The sequence below is a fragment of the Ruminococcus flavefaciens genome, from assembly GCF_900143025.1.
Lineage (GTDB): Bacteria > Bacillota > Clostridia > Oscillospirales > Ruminococcaceae > Ruminococcus > Ruminococcus flavefaciens_I.
The window spans coordinates 147,423-163,977 of sequence record NZ_FRCT01000002.1 but is presented as its reverse complement, the minus strand read 5'-3'; the positions used below and the strand labels follow the sequence as shown (position 1 = coordinate 163,977).

Sequence of the window (16,555 nt, the reverse complement as noted above, 5' to 3'; positions counted from 1 at the left end):
AATTTTACAAAAAATTCATTATTACAAGAAAAATAACAAACGGAACTCCCAAAACAACACTACCTACTGTGTTGAAAAGGTTGAGCGGTATATCCGCACCTATCATCATGCCGTATTTATTTACTATAAACAGTGCTGCACCGCCTGTTACCGCTCCTGTCAGAAACGAAAGCAGCTTTTTTTCACGTCTGAAATAATATATCATCATTATTGCGATCACAGCACAGCAAAGTGATCTGAATATCATTTCCGTATCCATATTTTACCTCTTACATAAGTATATATCCGAGTGCGATTATCAGCTTGATATCTGCACCTTCCTTTATAAGTATATAAAGCAGTGCAGCTATAAGAAGCTTGTCACTGTCTATACCGCCTTCAAAAAACTCATCTGCAAGTCCGCCTAAAAGCTTTTTTTCTTTATCAGTTTTAACATCGCTGAATACAGGTCCACATTCATTCCTGCACAGTTCCTCGCTTTTATTGCGGGGAGGCAAGTCAGCGGCAGGAGCTTTATAAATGCCTCTATACAGCTTTGCATTTTCCCTTCTCGGATCATTAAGGTTATATACTGCCATCGACTCACCTCCTGTTTATCATATAAGCTCCTGTAATAGTCCGCTGTCCTTTGCAATATTCCATATTGCAAGAAGTTTAAGGAGCTTTATGGCTTTATCAACTCTTTTCTGTTTTTCAGCCCCGAGATGCGGCTTGAGTGCAAGAAGAAGATCAGCGTTTTTATCCTGCTGAGATGCCGCACTGATAAGACCTGTCAGCTTTATGATGGAACTGAGATCGGGCTGATCGCTATTGCTTTCTTCAGAAGCTTTATTGTCTGCCGCATCATCTGTATTTTCAGAATTCATCATCTGTGCCAGTTCCGACAACTGCCTTACGCTTTCTTCATCGGAAAGCAGCTCATTGATCCTGCTCATCAGATCGTCCATAGTAAGCTCCCCTTACTTTTTTCCGCCTGATAATTTCTCATAAAGTGCCTTTGCCTGTGGAGTGCTCATCATCTTTTCTACAAGCTTCGGATTATTTACCGCCTGTCGGAATTTAGCAGCATCATTTCTGTTCATTGCTGACAACGCACTGTCAAACTTTCCTTCTTCAAGCTCTGTTCGCAGTTTTTCTGGCGGTACCCCTATTTTCTTGCTTACTGCATTGAGAAGTCCCGAAATTTTTTTAGGATCAATATTATTATTCATAATTGCCTCCTTATAATGTATTCAATATATTATATTGCTGTATTCTGTACTTTATGTCATAATCTTAAAGATTTATACATATTCACGTCATACTTATTTCATATGATTTATTTTTTGGTAAATATTGCTTTATTTATTTTTTTATGTTATAATAAGTTAACAACTTCTTTATTGGAGGGATCGCATTGCGTATTGTTGTAATATCTGATACTCACGGTAATTCCTATGCTCTTGAATCTGTTATCATGCGAAATACCGATGCAGACTGGATAGTCCACCTCGGCGACGGCGAACATGAGCTCGATAATTTTATCCTCAGTCATCAGAAATTAGCTCCTAAAATAATCCATGTTGCGGGCAACTGCGATTTTGACAGCATTAGCGATGATTTTTTTATTCTTCCTGCTATGGAGCATAAAATATTCATTACTCATGGTCATTTATACGGGGTCGGCGGTTCGCTTGAAAAACTTAAAACACTTGCTCTTACAAACAACTGCGATATAATCCTTTTCGGACATACTCATGTACGTTATCAGAGCTATGAAAACGGGCTTTATATACTTAACCCAGGCAGTGCATCAATCCCACGCGACGGCATGAAACCTTCATTCGGGCATATTGACATCACTCCCGAAGGCGATGTTGTTACAAATATCGTTAATGTCTGATATCCCCTGATTTTATTTTATGCAGTTATATGATTATTGTTACATAAAGAAATCCCCTTGAACTTGATTTGTTCAAGGGGATTTCTTTAGTTTTCATCAATAATACTGTCAAAAATCATTTCAATCTTGTTATATCTTTTGAAATGACTTTATAATATGAATCTGAATTGTTGTCAAGATTTACCTCTGCGGTTATTTCAGCAGCATCATTACCGTTCATATCATGCAGTATAACGTGAACCTTACTGATATGAGTTTCCTCATTGTAATCAATAAGCTCAAGACGTGACATAAATTCATCGCAGTCAAAGTTTATATCATTATAATCTGTATTGCCCTGTGAGTCGTAATAGATAGCAACAGCTGCATCATACTCCGGACGTACTCCAATATTGACTGCACCTATTTTCCATTCTCCGTTAACGAGATAAATATAAAATTGCTTTTCCTCTCCGTATTTGAAATTATCCCAATCAGCATAATTAACTTTACAATAGCGTGAAACCTGAATACAATCTTCGCTTTTATCTGTTATTTTCGGATCTGAATTATATTTTTCAATAAATTTTCCACGTCCGATCTGATGAGGCTCGATAGACCAGTCGTTTACATACAACTGACCGTTATATTCAACGTACAATGCATTATTTACAGACATAGCCTGATTGTCTCTTGTTTCTTCTCCATCGGGGCTGATATCGACCTTGCTGCCAACTTCAAATTTACTTATATCACCGCCGAGCCAGCTTAGTATTGATCCACGACCTTCTATATTCTGAGCATCTTCATAATTTTCCGGCATTTCATATTGATAATCTTCGTAGCCTTTTACACCTATTACAGAAGCAAGAGGTTCTTTATAATATTCGTAAATATCCTGACAATTCTTAAAGCGTTCGTCAGTTACCCTGTAAAAAGTACGCTCTCCGCCATATTTATTCCAATCATCTTTATGACTGTCATAAGTGTAGAAGGTTATACTGTCGTTGCTGTCGTAATCCACATCTCCGTTTACAAGAATGTTTACTCCTTCAAGGTAACGATCTGTAAGATTATTTGCTATTACGTCATAATCGTATTCGATCGGCTTTTCTTCTTCCTCTGTAATTATTTCGCTCTCATCCTCAGTCATTTCCTCAGCAAATGCTTCGGAAGCAGTTTCCTCAATAACATCCGTAAGCTGTGAACTGCCATTTCTGTGCATAAGGTAGCCTGTAGTTCCGATACCGCCTGCAACAAGCACGAATGCTGCAGCAATACTGATGTACTTCATAGCATTGTTACCGTGCTTTACCTCAACACCGCTTACCTTTTCTTCAAACTCGTTATTTATGCTTTGCTTTATTTTGTTCTCACCTTTATTCATACCAAGTACCTCTTTTCTGCACCGCTCGTCAGGTTCCAAACGGTCTGTAACCTTTTTATAATCGTTTATATTCATAATCGGAGCTCCTTTCCGAGGATATCTTTCAGCTTTTTTCTTGCACGGTATAACTGAGTCTGCACAGCAGATTCATTCTTTCCCGTTATTTGGCCGATCTCCTTTATGGAGTAATCCTCGTAATAATATAAATGTATCACAAGTCTGTATTTTGTTGAAAGTGACATTACTGCATGATAGACCTCACTCTCTTCGGGAGTTTCATATGTCAGATTTGCTTCCTCAAGAGGAACAGAATTCAATAAATACTTATACCTGAGCGAACGAAACATATCCATGCATTTGTTTACAGTTACTTTAAGAAGCCAGCTCTTTTCCTTGCTTTCATCTTCAAATATGACATCAGCAGTAAAAAGCCTTATAAACGCTTCCTGCATTATATCCTCTGCGTCAGCTTTGTTTTTGCAGTATGCAAACGCCATACGATAAACTGTATTTTTATATTTGTCATATAATTCTGCCATTCGTTCTGTAGTCATTGATCCACTTCCTTGAGCTTTTGAAGTACTTCATATATATAACGGATAAAGTCTTTGAAATATCACAAAAAAATAAAACGGTGCAAAATAGCACCGCTTATTTTATGAAATTCTTTTGCCCTTGCCTTTTTTACGCTTTTCGACTGGCTTTTCCAAACCGCCCATATCTTCAAAAATTCGTTCTTCTTCTGTTGGAGTATCGTCTACAAGCTCAGGATTTATTTCACCGATGCTTGTATAATAAGGATTTATAACATATTTCTGTATTACCGGATAGCATACAAAAGAGTTTATAAGACAAATCAGTGCAGCCGGGAAAAATGCTATCAGAAGGAAGAAGACAGGCATTAGATAAACAAAAAGTAAGTACATAAGTACAATAAAGGCAAGTCCGATTATAAATACAAGCAGATTCTGCTTCATTGCAACGAATGAAAGTGCAAACGAATTCTTGAAAAGATTTTTCATAGAAAGGTTAGTTGCCGTAAGCATAAGGTATATATAATGATTCATCATTATAATAACAAGAAACAGACTAAATGTAATTACCAAAGGTATATAATATAACCTTGTTTCCTGTACAGCAAATACAGGATATACATTAAGTGCAGCATATGCAGAGATAACAACAAGACAGTCAATAAAACCTATAATTACCGACTTTTTAAAATTTTCCTTAAAGCCTTTAAAAAAGTCCTGCATTATAAATGAATGTTTGTTTATTACAAACTTTCGCATTATCTTCGTCATACCAGCAGTCGCAGGTCCTATAAGCACCATAAATATAAGTATAAGCAATACACTGCTTGTCATGGCAGCATAATAATTCTTCTCAAAAAGACTTATAGCCGGAAAAATAAGCAAAAGCGGAATAAAAAACAGCATATACAGGAGATTTATCTCCATAAGTTTCCAGAATTTCCTACAGAATATATCCCAGAAAAGAGAAAACCCCTTTTTCTTTGGCGCATTCTTGGATATGCCTGCACCTGTAGTTTCATTGCTTTTGAATAAACCCAATTTAAAATTCCTCCGTTTATTGCCGAATGATATTGACACACAAGTAATTTAGTCCTCCATCAGCGGCAGAGATAATTAATGATAATAATATAAGTACAATGAACTTTATACAATAAAGTCTGAAACTGTGTGTATTCTCTGTAAATGTATCACCTTTTATGCAATACATAAATATAATATGTGAACTGCGGAATACTTCTCTTACGGTCAGTATAGCTGATATAGAAAATGCCACTGCTTTGGGTAGTATCGTTACAAGTAAAGGAAGAAGTGCGTTTTTTCCCATACATGAATACACTAAAGCTACTGATACGCCTATCCCTGCACCGCGATACATAAGAAGTAATGCTCCGAACGGCTTTCCGAGGGCGCATAATCCAAAGAAAAATGCTGCTGCCGTAAAGGCAAGAGAAGATAAAAAGCTGCCTAAGGCAAGAGAAAATGCAGAAAGTCCGGCATTTGCAGATATAAAATATTGATTTATAAATACTGAGCTTGCCAGAGTTCTGTTTTTTATCATAAGCGAACCTATAGCTATACCTGCCATAATTACAGGTATATATGCTCCAAGGCTTGTCCGCGATACAGTTTTATCAGAAAATGTACTTATATGTTTCATGCGCATCATTCCTTTCTAAATAAGGATATGCGCATATTTCAGATTTTAGAATTACTTTGAAAGCTCGTAAGCTCTCTTGGTACAGCTTTCACAGCAGTTCTTTACGACTTCTGTAAGTTTGCCTTCATAAAGCCTGTCAAGACCTGCAAGAGTAGTACCTCCAGGTGAAGAAACCATCTTTATAAGCTCGTCAATAGTATTTCCTGAGTCAGTTATCATCTTAGCTGAACCTATAAGACTCTGTGCAAAAAGCTCCTCGGCTGTTTCAGCAGATATTCCAACAGAAGCTGCGTAATCAATAAATCCTTTTGCAAAAAGATAAATAAATGCAGGGCTGCTTCCGTTGATAGCGATTATTTCCTTCATCTTGTCCTTTGAAATAACAGCTGCTTTTCCGCATATCTTAAAGATATTCAGGACAACACCGAATTCTTCGTCAGTAACCTTGTCATTGCGTGAAAGTGCTGATGCACCTTCACCAAGAAGAAGAGGTGTATTCGGCATTACGAGTATAACCTTAACATCGGAAATAGTCTTTTTGGCAATAAACTCATCGCCTATACCTGCAGCAATAGATATTATTACAGTATCCTTTGTTGTATACGGAGCTATAGCTTCAAGCACACCCTCTATTATCTGTGGCTTTACTGCAAGAAAAACATATTTGCATTTTTCCATTATTTCCTTTTCAGATGAACAGCCACTGACATTATACTCGGCAAGAGCAGTTACTTTTTCTGTACTTGGATCAAAAGCGTGGAGCTGAACATCTTTTCCAAGACTGCTTGTTGATATACCCTTCATGATGGCAGTACCCATATTGCCTGCACCAATAAAACCTATGTTATTCATTGTTATGATCTCCTTATATTAATGTAATTTTTATTATACATCATTATGTACAAAAAAGCAAGTGATAATTTTGTGATATTTAATGAGGCTAAGCGATTTTTGTGGCGTTTCTTGACTTTTATCGACAGCAATGATACAATTATTGTATTGATCTTGGGGGGATAATTATGAATAAGAAGGAAAAATCCAAGGACAAGGCTACTCGTTATTCAAACAGCGTGATATTTTATAAAAGCCTGTCGTGCAAAGTCAGCCTTTACGAGGACAGGCTGATAAGCGAATACTGTTCAAAAAATAAGCTGTCAAAAAGTCTTTTTCTTGCAACTGCAGCAATGTATTGTGTTAAAAACAATATTTCTCGAAGCGACCTTTTGAACAGCACTACAACATCAGAAAATTTTGATTTCAGGGATTATATGGAAGATGAATACGATGAGTGAATGTTATTTATGTCCGCGTAAATGCGGTGTAGACAGAACGAAAAATACTGGCTTCTGCGGTGCGGGAGCTGATACGGTCGTTGCAAGAGCCTCTCTTCATAAGTGGGAAGAACCCTGCATCTCTTATAAAAACGGAGCAGGTACTGTTTTCTTTTCCGGCTGTAATCTGCATTGCTGTTTCTGTCAGAATAATAAAATAAGCAACGAATTGTTCGGAAAAAAAGTCAGCACCGAAAAGCTTGCTGATATATTTCTTTCATTGCAGGATATGGGAGCAGATAATATCGACCTTGTAACGCCGACACATTTCGTCCCGAATATTATCAATGCGTTGGATAAAATCAGGCATAGGCTTGTTATACCAGTAGTTTATAACTGCGGAGGATACGAACTTACTGAAACAATAGATATGCTGGACGGATATGTAGATATATATCTTCCTGATATAAAATACTTTTCATCTGATATATCTCAAAAATATTCAAACGCAAGTGACTATTTTGATATTACATCAAAAGCTGTCCTTGCAATGATCAGGCAGATCGGTAAGCTTTGCTATAACGATGAGGGCGGACTTATAAAAGGAACTATCATCAGACATATGGTCCTCCCCTCTCACAGGCATGACTCGATGAAAATAATGGACTGGATAGCCGGATCTACATCTAAAGATGAAGTGCTTGTAAGTATAATGAATCAGTACACACCTTTCGACTTTATTTCCGATGAATACAAAGAACTTAAACGCCGTGTAACTAAAATGGAATACAACACTGTAGTTGATCATGCAGCACAGCTTGGAATAAACGGATTTACGCAGCAAAAAAGCTCTTCTTCTGAAAAATATGTCCCTGAATTTGATCTTACAGGTATCTGAAAGCTCCTTTCAGGGAGTTTTTTTAATTCAAAATGTCACAAAACTGTTTTTTTAACTGTTATATATATTGAAACGTTTCGATCGAGGTGATAAGATGACTAAGGAAAATTCCGAAAAACTTACCACTCTTTATAACCTTTATGAACAACCAATGTACCGTATAGCATATGCAGTATTACATGATGAAGGACTTGCTGAGGACGCTGTTTCAGATGCATTTATCCGTATACTCGGAAAGCTGCATAAGTTTGAAGATTGCAGAAGTACAAAAACTCGTTCATACATAGTCAAGGTAATTAAGAGTACATCTATTAATATTTACCGCAAAAACAAACGACGCCATACAGAAGAAGTACCTATAGACGAATCTATACAGATAGCAGACGTTTGCGCCAATACAGAAAACAAAAATCATGTTGATAATATACTCAATACTCTTGAAGAGCCCGACAGGAGCATTGTCATCATGCGCTGTATTAAGGAAATGTCATGGAGAGATGTCGCCCAAAAGTTATCTCTCACCGAAAGCAATGTCAGAAAGCGTTTTGAACGTACTAAAAAACGTCTGAGAATGAAAGGAGGAATTACTGATGAGAAATAAAAAACTACCTTCAAAAAAGCAGTGGAAAAGAATAGTCAACAATGCTTTTTCATCAGGTAAAAAACACGATTTCTCCGTATTATATGAACTGAGAAAATCAGAAATTCAGAAAGGACATACTCCTCAAAGGGAAACAAATTACTTTCATAGACGTTATATAAGTATGATCGCGGCAGCAGCGGCAGTTATAATTGCAGTGCCTGCTGTAGTTTTTGCTTATACAAATCAAAATACAGAAATTGAACCTGCTTCAGAAATTGAAAAAATGACTCAGGCGTTAACTACGTCATTAGTCACCGAAGAAGTTACTACTGAAGCTGTTACAGAACAAGCAACGATCGCAGAAGTTATTGAAGAACATTCGCCAAACTTCCAAATTACTCAAAACGGAAAATATCAATATATTTTAAAATATACTCCGTCATATGACGAAATAGCCGACACACAGACATATGATGTTCAGTATACATGGCTTCCGGAAGGCGTGTATGCGCTTGAAAATGAAAAAAATGCATATGTAACACCTTCAGGTGGTACATTTGAAGCTGCATATTACAGAATAAAAGACGATACAGCTTTTAAAGAAACATTAAGCGGAATAGTTTCATATTCAGATGTTTCTGATGAAAGTAAAACAGCTTATATTTTCAATACATCTGACATTTTCGAAGAGATAGAAGATGTAAATAACTTCAATAAAATTGCCTGGGTAAAATTTAAAGGTTTCAATTTTTTTGTTCAGCTTTATGCAACAAATGATATATCTACAGCAGATTTCAAAAGCTTTATCAAAGGTATGACACTTATACCTTCAAACGATGAGAAAGCTTATCCTTGGGTCAATAGTGAAAAATCATCTGATAATTCAAAAATTTCAGCAGAAGCATATCACAGCGAAATGTTAAAGAACTGCAAACCTATTGATGAAGTATCATTCACAAATGTTGGTCAAACTATATCACATACAGTTAATGGACATAATGTTGACATTACAATAGACAATGCATGGATACAAGATGATTTTGAAGGCATAACTACTGATTGCTGTGGAATATATAAGGATTACAGTCCTTTTATTGATGAAGAAGGCAAGATCTATCAGACATACTGCTGGATGAAATATGGCGATGGCAAGGATACCATTGACGAGCTTGTTGAAAAAGAAAATGCAGAAATGAAGCTTATTGTACTTGAGCTTACCTATACAAATACAAGTGACCATGATATCTTTGATGATATTGAAAATCATACATCAACAGATTTCCTTGTTGCTCCTGAAGTATACCACGACTGCGAAGGTGTTCTTGATCTTTATGATGATGTATACAAAAACGGACTTGCCGGAATAATTCCGACTCATATATCATCCGGCAACGGATTTGTATCATTCGAGACTGATAATCATTCTGCCAAAAACCATATAAACATACCTCAGGGCGAACAGACTCACGTTAAAATATCTCTCCTTGCAAGAGCAGATATGCTTGATGACTACTATATAAACATATTCGGCTCATATTCCGATAAAAACAATGAAACTCCTTACCTTGCGGTAAAAGATATACCTCGATAACATTAAAGGCAATACATTAATCATGTATTGCCTTTTTCTTATATCGTAACAGTTTTTGTCATGCTGATACTTTCGTTTTCTATATCTATTTTAATGCTGTCACCACTATTTATCTCTGAATTGACAATCTTTCTCGCAAGGCCATTTTCTACAAGCTCCACAGCTCTTCGTCGGATAGGTCTTGCCCCATAGCGTGAAGTACCTTCTGCTGAAGCAACGATTTCTGCAACTCTTTCTGTAAATTCAATATTGATCCCGAGACATTTTGCGCGTTCAGCTATGGCATTAAGCTGCAATCTGCTTATTTTTAAAAGATGTTCCTTTTTAAAAGTCTCAAAGAAAATTATTTCATCTATGCGATTGATAAGCTCCGATGAAAAAAATTTGCTTATTCTTTCTGCTATCCTGCCGTTTATATCATCTATTCCCGAAAAACCAAGAGTTATTTTTGAAGTGAGCTCCTCAGCACCTGCATTTGACGTCATTATTATTATTGTATTGCGAAAATCAACTCTGCGCATAACCGAATCTGTAACAAAACCGTCTTCAAGTATCTGCAAAAGTATATTCAGCACCTCTGTATCAGCTTTTTCGATTTCATCAAATAGCACCAGAGAATACGGACACCTCTTTACTTTTTCACAGAGATTGTTTTCACAGCTGTCATAACCAGCGTATCCGGGAGGTGCTCCGATAAGCTTTGAGATTGAATGTTTTTCCATATATTCTGACATATCAATGCGTATAAGACTATTTTCACTATCAAAAAAATAATCTGCAAGTGCTTTTGCAAGCTCAGTTTTTCCTACTCCTGTAGGACCAGCGAATAAAAATGAAGCAATGGGACGATTTGAGTCACGTAATCCCGATCTTGCGCGATATAGGACCTCTATTATTTTCCTTACAGCATTATCATGCCCTATGATATGTTCTGATAATTTCTTTTCTAAATCATATAGCTTTTTTGACTCAAAAGGTGTCAGCTTGTTTATCGGAATCCCTGTTTTTAGCGATATAACATTGTTTAGATCGTTTTCAGTAACCTCATTCTCAACATCCTTTTTTCTATCTGACCTAATATCAGGAAGTTTAGCTTTATTTTTGATTGGCTTTTCACAGTTCCTTATTTTAGCGCAAGCACAAGCTTCGTCTAAGATATCAATAGCTTTATCAGGAAGGAAGCGATCTGTAACATATCTTTTTGAAAGCTCGACAGCTTTTTTAATTATATCATCACTTATTCGCATATTATGATATCTCTCATAATTATACCGTAAGCCTTTTATCATTTCTATACAGCTTTCAGCATCCGGCTCACATATTTTCACAGGCTGAAATCTTCTTTCAAGTGCAGAATCCTTTTCTATTGTTTTACGATACTCGTCAAAAGTTGTTGCACCAATTATCTGCAATTCACCTCGTGCAAGTTGCGGTTTCATAATATTTGCAGCATCTATTGCTCCCTCTGCTGCACCTGCACCAACTATCATATGGATCTCATCAATAAAAAGTATTATGTTTCCTGCTTTTACTGCTTCATCTATACAAGATCTTATACGTTCTTCAAAATCTCCACGATATTTGGCTCCTGATAGAAGAGACGCTATATCAAGCGAAAAAATATATTTGTTTTTAAGTGTATCAGGTACGAGATTTTTTGTAAATAGTTCTGCTACTCCTTCAACTATAGCTGTTTTGCCTACACCTGCTTCACCTATAAGGCAGGGATTGTTTTTATTTCTGCGCGAAAGAATTTGTAAAATCCTTTCTATTTCTTTTTCTCGCCCTACAAGCGGATCGTTTTTTCTTATACTGCTTAATTCGGTAAGATTTTTTCCGTATCTGTATAGATTTGGAATCTGTGACTGCTTAGGCATCATTGCATCATAAAGCTTTCTGCTTGCTTCGTTATCCAGAATATCGCAAAGTCTTGTATAGATAGTATTTATATCTGCGTTGAGCCTTCTTATTATCGTACATCCGCTGCATGATTTTTCTTCGATCATTGCTGCAAGGATATGCTCGGGAGTGGATTTCTTGTCTTTTGCAGCTGATGCTGATAAAACAGCTTTTTCAAGTATACGTTTCGTCGCAGTTGTAAAAAAACGCTGATTAAGAACGGACGGGGTTCCCTGACCTACCATATTAATTATTTCTTTGCGCAGTTCGTCATATGTGATCTCACTATCAATTAGAATATCAGCAGCATCAGAATTCCCCTCGCCTGCTATGGAAAGAAGAATATGTTCACTTCCAACGTAAGTATGTCCAAGCTCAGAAGCGTATTCTATAGCTCCCTCAATTATCAAAAGAGCTTTCTTTGTAAACTTTTCATTATTGATCATTTTCTTGCCTCCTTATTATCATGAATATATTATGCCACTTTTTTTACGCGATAAGTGTCGAAATATATGAACTTGAAAAATCTGTAACACTTTTTTTCGTATGACATATTATGTACTATGAAGCGACAAAAAATCGCTTTAAATACATTAATTTAAGGAGAAATTCAATATGTGTAATTCATGCTTCGGAGGAAATAACTGCTGGTGCATCATTCTTTTAGTTCTTCTCGTTATTATTCTCTTTTCAGGCTGTGGCAATAACGGCTGTGATTGCGGCAATAACAACGGCTGCGGCTGTGGCTGCTGAAAAAAGACGCAAAAAGGGACTGCAATTGCAGTCCCTTTAACTTTTATTCAGCTTTCAGAAGCTTATTTCTTCTGTTTATAAGCAGCGGCTGTGTTCCGTTTATTACACTGTCAGCTGTAACTGTTACCTTTGCTATACTTCCGTCAGACGGAACAGTAAACATAGTATTCATAAGAATAGATTCAATGATCGAGCGAAGTCCACGAGCACCTGTTTTCTGAGCAATAGCTTTTTTGGCTATTTCAATAAGGGCATCGTCCTCAACCTCAAGCTCTATATCATCATAATCGAAAAGCTTTTTATACTGCTTTATAAGAGCATTTTTAGGCTCGGTAAGAATTCTTACAAGTGATGCCTCATCAAGCTCTTCAAGAACAGATATAACAGGAAGGCGACCTACAAACTCAGGAACCATACCAAATTTTACAAGATCCTTCGGTACAACCTTTTTGAAGATGTTATCCTCTTCCTTATGAGTCTTTATTTCACCGCCAAAACCTATCGGAGCTTTGCCGATACGCTTTTGTATCTGCTTTTCGAGTCCGTCGAAAGCACCTCCGCAGATAAACAGTATATTCTTTGTGTTTATCTGAATAACTTCCTGATTAGGATGCTTTCTTCCGCCCTGAGGAGGAACATTTGAAACAGTACCCTCAATTATCTTGAGGAGAGCCTGCTGAACGCCTTCACCGCTTACATCACGAGTCAAAGATGTATTTTCAGACTTTCTTGCGATCTTATCTATCTCATCAATATAGATAATACCTCTTTCAGCAGCCTTTATATCAAAATCAGCTGCCTGAATAAGTCTGAGAAGTACATTTTCAACGTCATCACCGACATAACCAGCTTCTGTAATTGTAGTAGCATCGGCAATTGCAAACGGAACATTCAGAAGCTTAGCAAGGGTCTGTGCAAGAAAGGTCTTTCCGACACCGGTAGGTCCGAGAAGAAGCACATTGCTCTTCTGAAGCTCTACCCCGTCGCTGTCAGCGAAATCCTTCTCGTTTTCCTGACTCATTATTCTCTTATAATGATTGTACACAGCTACAGACAGCGATTTCTTCGCATCGTCCTGACCGATAACATACTCATCAAGGAAAGCCTTGATCTCTACAGGCTTCATAAGCTTCATTGAAGAAACATCGCCTTCGTTATCGGATTTTGCAGCCTTTCTGTGTGCCTTGGCTACTCCCGAACCATAGAGCATTTCATAGCAGTAAGTTACACATTCGTCGCAAATATTAGATGAACCTGCAGAAAACATACTGCGTACTCTGTTTTCGCCCTTTCCGCAGAAGCTGCACGATTTAAACGTTTCAGCCATTTAATTCCCCTACCTTTTTGTGATAACTTTATCTATAAGACCAAACTCAAGTGCTTCCTGAGCAGTCATATAATTATCTCTTTCGCAAGCAGCGTGCATTTCCTCCACGCTCTTTCCTGAATTTTCAGCCATAATACTCTCAAGTCGCTCTCTTGTGCGCTCGAGATTTTTTGCGTGTATCATAATATCAGTCTGCTGACCGCCAAGGCCGCCGCCAATAAGAGGCTGATGAATCATTATCTCACTATTCGGAAGAGCTATTCTCTTGCCCTTTGCTCCTGAAGAAAGCAGGAATGCACCCATTGAAGCAGCCATACCGATACATATTGTTGAAACATCACATTTTATATAATTCATTGTATCATATATAGCCATTCCGGCAGTAACAGAACCGCCAGGACTATTTATATATAATGAAATATCCTTTTCAGAATCCTGACTTTCAAGATAAAGAAGCTGTGCAACAACTACACTTGCAGTTGCATCACTTACCTGATCTGAAAGCATAATAATTCTGTCATTGAGCAGACGAGAATATATATCATATGATCTCTCTCCTCTGCTTGTCTGTTCAACAACGTAAGGTACTAATACGCTCATAGTTCATCGCCCTTTCTTTAAAAACAGTTGTCCCACAATAAAGCTGCGGGACAACATCATTTACTATAATTATATGTCGAAAAGAGTATTATTCAGCCTTTTCATCAGCAGAAGTGTTATCTACAACAGCATTTTCCTTTACAAACTCAACAGCCTTCTGTACTCTGAGATCTGCAACATATTCATCAACAGGGATAAATCTCTTTACAGTCTCAACATCAATGTTGTTTGCTGCAGCGATCTCACCGAGGCCATTGTTGATCTCTTCCTCAGTTACTTCGATCTTTTCAATCTCAGCGATCTTCTCAAGAGCAAGTCTGAGCTTAACCTCGCTGACAGCTCTTTCTCTGTATGTCTCTCTGAATGAATCCATATCCATGCCTGTGTACTGGAAGTAAAGCTTGAGATCCATTCCCTGTGAACGGAGCTGCTGCTCAAAGTTTCTCATAAGAGCATCTATTCTCTGCTCATACATACAATTCGGGATAGGAGAATCAACCTTCTCGATGATAGCGTTCATAATAGCATTCTCGAAAGCTGAATCTGCCTGTGAAACTGCTGCTTCTTCAAGCTTAGACTTGATGTCTTCCTTGTACTCAGCAACTGTTTCAAACTCTGTAGCGTCTTTTACGAGCTCATCGTTGATCTCAGGGAGCTCTTCATAGCTGATAGCCTTGAGCTTGCACTTGAATGTTGCTTCCTTGCCTGCATAATCAGACATCTGATAATCCTCAGGGAAAGTAACGTTTACATCAAATTCATCGCCGATATTGTGACCAACGATCTGATCCTCAAAACCTGGGATAAACTGACCGCTGCCAAGACGAAGAGGATGATCCTCGCCCTTGCCGCCTTCAAATGCTTCATCACCGAAGAAGCCTTCAAAATCAATGATTACTTCATCATCGAGCTGTGCTGCTCTGTCATCAACAGAAACTATACGAGCATTCTTCTTTCTGATGATGTCGATCTGCTTCTCGATATCCTCATCAGTGATCTCCTTAACTTCCTTAGGAGCCTTTATGCCTTTATAATCTGTGATCTCGATCTCAGGCTTTGTAACACAAACAGCCTTGATCTCAACGCCTGTAGCCTTATCAATAGATGTAACCTCAACGTTTGGTCTGTCAACAAGTACAAGTCCTGTTTCGTTTACAGCAGCATCTATCTCAGGTCCGAGAAGAGAATTGATAGCGCCCTCATAGAAAGCACCCTCACCGAACTCTCTCTCTGCAAGCTTTCTTGAAACCTTACCCTTTCTGAAACCCTTGATCTGGATATTCTTCTTCTGTCTCTGGTATTCCTTTTCAACAGCAGCTTCAAAAGCCTCTGCATCAATAGAAATTACTAACTCTGTAGTATTCACATCTGTTTTGTTTGATGATTTTAAACTCATTTTAATACGTCCTCCAATATTTATATAACATACTTGGTATATTATACCACATTTCGGAAAATTTTTCTACTGATTTTCCACACTTCTGCATAATGCACAATTTACAAGATTTTTTCAGGCACAAACTGTAAATAATCACCTGCTATAAGATGAAAATTAATATCATCATAGGTATTTTTTACGCAGAGATCATGTGCAGAATGTCCATGTATATGACCGTAATAGCACTCCTTTATCTTATACCTATACAGCACTTCAAGAATATCATAGTTGAAGTTGGTTGCAAATATGGGCGGATAATGAAGAAAAACTATCGGTTCGAGATTTTCGGAAAGGGCAGATTTTATAGACGTTTCAAGTCTCTGCACTTCCCTTTTCAATACCTTCTCGTCCTGTGTTTCACCAGGCATATTGACCCAGCCGCGAGTACCGCATATACCGTATTTATCATATTTATAATGATTATTATGCAGTATATTTATCGTTCCGCAGCCTTCAGATGAAAGAAAATCTTCCATTTTTTTCATCGTAGTCCACCAGTAATCGTGATTTCCTTTTATGATTATCTTCTTGCCCGGAAGCGATTCTATAAATCGGAAATCGGGTGCCGCCTCTGAAAGAGACATTCCCCACGAAATATCGCCCGGAAGCACTATCGTATCTTCTTCTCTGACAAGATCGAGCCAGTTCTTTTCGATCTTCTCCTGATAATTCTGCCACCCGGGAAAGATACTCATTGTCTTTTCGGGAGCACCTTTACACAGGTGAAGATCAGCGAGTACGAACAGACTCATTA

General features: G+C 37.6%; 20 protein-coding genes. 6 read left to right on the top strand and 14 right to left on the bottom strand.

Annotation, left to right across the window (positions count from 1 at the left end):
* Positions 1 to 4: 4 nt before the first annotated feature.
* The 4 genes from BUB28_RS02945 to BUB28_RS02930 are packed head-to-tail and all read right to left on the bottom strand — an operon-like array spanning position 5 to position 1,211.
* Complete coding sequence (locus tag BUB28_RS02945; RefSeq protein WP_072948547.1) at positions 5 to 259, bottom strand: pro-sigmaK processing inhibitor BofA family protein; 255 nt, start codon at positions 257 to 259, stop codon at positions 5 to 7.
* Between the two features lie 10 nt (positions 260 to 269).
* Positions 270 to 578, bottom strand: coding sequence for a hypothetical protein (locus tag BUB28_RS02940; protein ID WP_072948546.1), 309 nt, complete (start codon positions 576 to 578; stop codon positions 270 to 272).
* A gap of 18 nt (positions 579 to 596) precedes the next feature.
* On the bottom strand, positions 597 to 947 hold the full coding sequence (locus BUB28_RS02935) for a hypothetical protein (protein ID WP_072948545.1): 351 nt from the start codon (positions 945 to 947) through the stop codon (positions 597 to 599).
* Positions 948 to 959: 12 nt separating this feature from the next.
* Entirely contained in the window at positions 960 to 1,211 is a 252-nt protein-coding gene (locus tag BUB28_RS02930) for a hypothetical protein (RefSeq protein WP_072948543.1), read from the bottom strand.
* 185 nt (positions 1,212 to 1,396) lie between these two features.
* Here BUB28_RS02930 and BUB28_RS02925 point away from each other — a divergent pair, with 185 nt between their 5' ends.
* The gene (locus BUB28_RS02925; RefSeq protein ID WP_072948540.1) at positions 1,397 to 1,882 is read left to right on the top strand and encodes a YfcE family phosphodiesterase; all 486 of its coding nucleotides are present in this window, start codon (positions 1,397 to 1,399) and stop codon (positions 1,880 to 1,882) included.
* Positions 1,883 to 1,997: 115 nt separating this feature from the next.
* Here BUB28_RS02925 and BUB28_RS02920 read toward each other — a convergent pair whose 3' ends face one another.
* From BUB28_RS02920 to proC, 5 genes are all read right to left on the bottom strand, one after another.
* The gene (locus tag BUB28_RS02920; RefSeq protein WP_072948538.1) at positions 1,998 to 3,323 is read right to left on the bottom strand and encodes a hypothetical protein; all 1,326 of its coding nucleotides are present in this window, start codon (positions 3,321 to 3,323) and stop codon (positions 1,998 to 2,000) included.
* Complete coding sequence (locus BUB28_RS02915) at positions 3,320 to 3,802, bottom strand: RNA polymerase sigma factor (protein ID WP_072948536.1); 483 nt, start codon at positions 3,800 to 3,802, stop codon at positions 3,320 to 3,322. Before BUB28_RS02915 ends, BUB28_RS02920 begins: the two co-directional genes overlap by 4 nt.
* A 102-nt stretch (positions 3,803 to 3,904) precedes the next feature.
* The gene (locus tag BUB28_RS02910) at positions 3,905 to 4,822 is read right to left on the bottom strand and encodes a YesL family protein (RefSeq protein ID WP_072948534.1); all 918 of its coding nucleotides are present in this window, start codon (positions 4,820 to 4,822) and stop codon (positions 3,905 to 3,907) included.
* A gap of 16 nt (positions 4,823 to 4,838) precedes the next feature.
* Complete coding sequence (locus tag BUB28_RS17615; RefSeq protein WP_431767967.1) at positions 4,839 to 5,342, bottom strand: hypothetical protein; 504 nt, start codon at positions 5,340 to 5,342, stop codon at positions 4,839 to 4,841.
* A gap of 150 nt (positions 5,343 to 5,492) precedes the next feature.
* Positions 5,493 to 6,293: a pyrroline-5-carboxylate reductase gene (gene proC, locus BUB28_RS02900; RefSeq protein ID WP_072948530.1), complete on the bottom strand. Its 801-nt coding sequence runs from the start codon at positions 6,291 to 6,293 to the stop codon at positions 5,493 to 5,495.
* Positions 6,294 to 6,460: 167 nt separating this feature from the next.
* Here proC and BUB28_RS02895 point away from each other — a divergent pair, with 167 nt between their 5' ends.
* The 4 genes from BUB28_RS02895 (at position 6,461) to BUB28_RS02880 (ending at position 9,784) form a co-directional block, all read left to right on the top strand.
* Positions 6,461 to 6,733 (top strand): hypothetical protein, encoded by a 273-nt coding sequence (locus tag BUB28_RS02895; RefSeq protein ID WP_072948527.1) that lies wholly within the window; start codon positions 6,461 to 6,463, stop codon positions 6,731 to 6,733.
* Positions 6,726 to 7,610 (top strand): radical SAM protein, encoded by an 885-nt coding sequence (locus BUB28_RS02890; RefSeq protein ID WP_347497239.1) that lies wholly within the window; start codon positions 6,726 to 6,728, stop codon positions 7,608 to 7,610. Before BUB28_RS02895 ends, BUB28_RS02890 begins: the two co-directional genes overlap by 8 nt.
* A 94-nt stretch (positions 7,611 to 7,704) precedes the next feature.
* Entirely contained in the window at positions 7,705 to 8,211 is a 507-nt protein-coding gene (locus BUB28_RS02885; RefSeq protein ID WP_072948523.1) for an RNA polymerase sigma factor, read from the top strand.
* On the top strand, positions 8,201 to 9,784 hold the full coding sequence (locus BUB28_RS02880) for a hypothetical protein (RefSeq protein ID WP_072948520.1): 1,584 nt from the start codon (positions 8,201 to 8,203) through the stop codon (positions 9,782 to 9,784). Before BUB28_RS02885 ends, BUB28_RS02880 begins: the two co-directional genes overlap by 11 nt.
* A gap of 38 nt (positions 9,785 to 9,822) precedes the next feature.
* Here BUB28_RS02880 and BUB28_RS02875 read toward each other — a convergent pair whose 3' ends face one another.
* Positions 9,823 to 12,129 carry an ATP-dependent Clp protease ATP-binding subunit gene (locus BUB28_RS02875; protein WP_072948518.1) on the bottom strand — a complete coding sequence of 769 codons (2,307 nt, stop codon included), beginning with the start codon at positions 12,127 to 12,129 and terminating at the stop codon, positions 9,823 to 9,825.
* 169 nt (positions 12,130 to 12,298) lie between these two features.
* Here BUB28_RS02875 and BUB28_RS16925 point away from each other — a divergent pair, with 169 nt between their 5' ends.
* The gene (locus tag BUB28_RS16925) at positions 12,299 to 12,436 is read left to right on the top strand and encodes a hypothetical protein (RefSeq protein WP_167549421.1); all 138 of its coding nucleotides are present in this window, start codon (positions 12,299 to 12,301) and stop codon (positions 12,434 to 12,436) included.
* Between the two features lie 43 nt (positions 12,437 to 12,479).
* Here BUB28_RS16925 and clpX read toward each other — a convergent pair whose 3' ends face one another.
* From clpX to BUB28_RS02855, 4 genes are all read right to left on the bottom strand, one after another.
* Positions 12,480 to 13,763: an ATP-dependent Clp protease ATP-binding subunit ClpX gene (gene clpX, locus BUB28_RS02870; protein WP_072948515.1), complete on the bottom strand. Its 1,284-nt coding sequence runs from the start codon at positions 13,761 to 13,763 to the stop codon at positions 12,480 to 12,482.
* A gap of 9 nt (positions 13,764 to 13,772) precedes the next feature.
* Positions 13,773 to 14,363, bottom strand: a complete 591-nt coding sequence (locus tag BUB28_RS02865) for an ATP-dependent Clp protease proteolytic subunit (protein WP_072948513.1) — start codon at positions 14,361 to 14,363, stop codon at positions 13,773 to 13,775.
* Between the two features lie 88 nt (positions 14,364 to 14,451).
* Positions 14,452 to 15,759, bottom strand: a complete 1,308-nt coding sequence (tig, locus tag BUB28_RS02860) for a trigger factor (protein ID WP_072948511.1) — start codon at positions 15,757 to 15,759, stop codon at positions 14,452 to 14,454.
* A gap of 101 nt (positions 15,760 to 15,860) precedes the next feature.
* Positions 15,861 to 16,553, bottom strand: coding sequence for a metallophosphoesterase (locus tag BUB28_RS02855; protein ID WP_072948509.1), 693 nt, complete (start codon positions 16,551 to 16,553; stop codon positions 15,861 to 15,863).
* Positions 16,554 to 16,555: the final 2 nt, after the last annotated feature.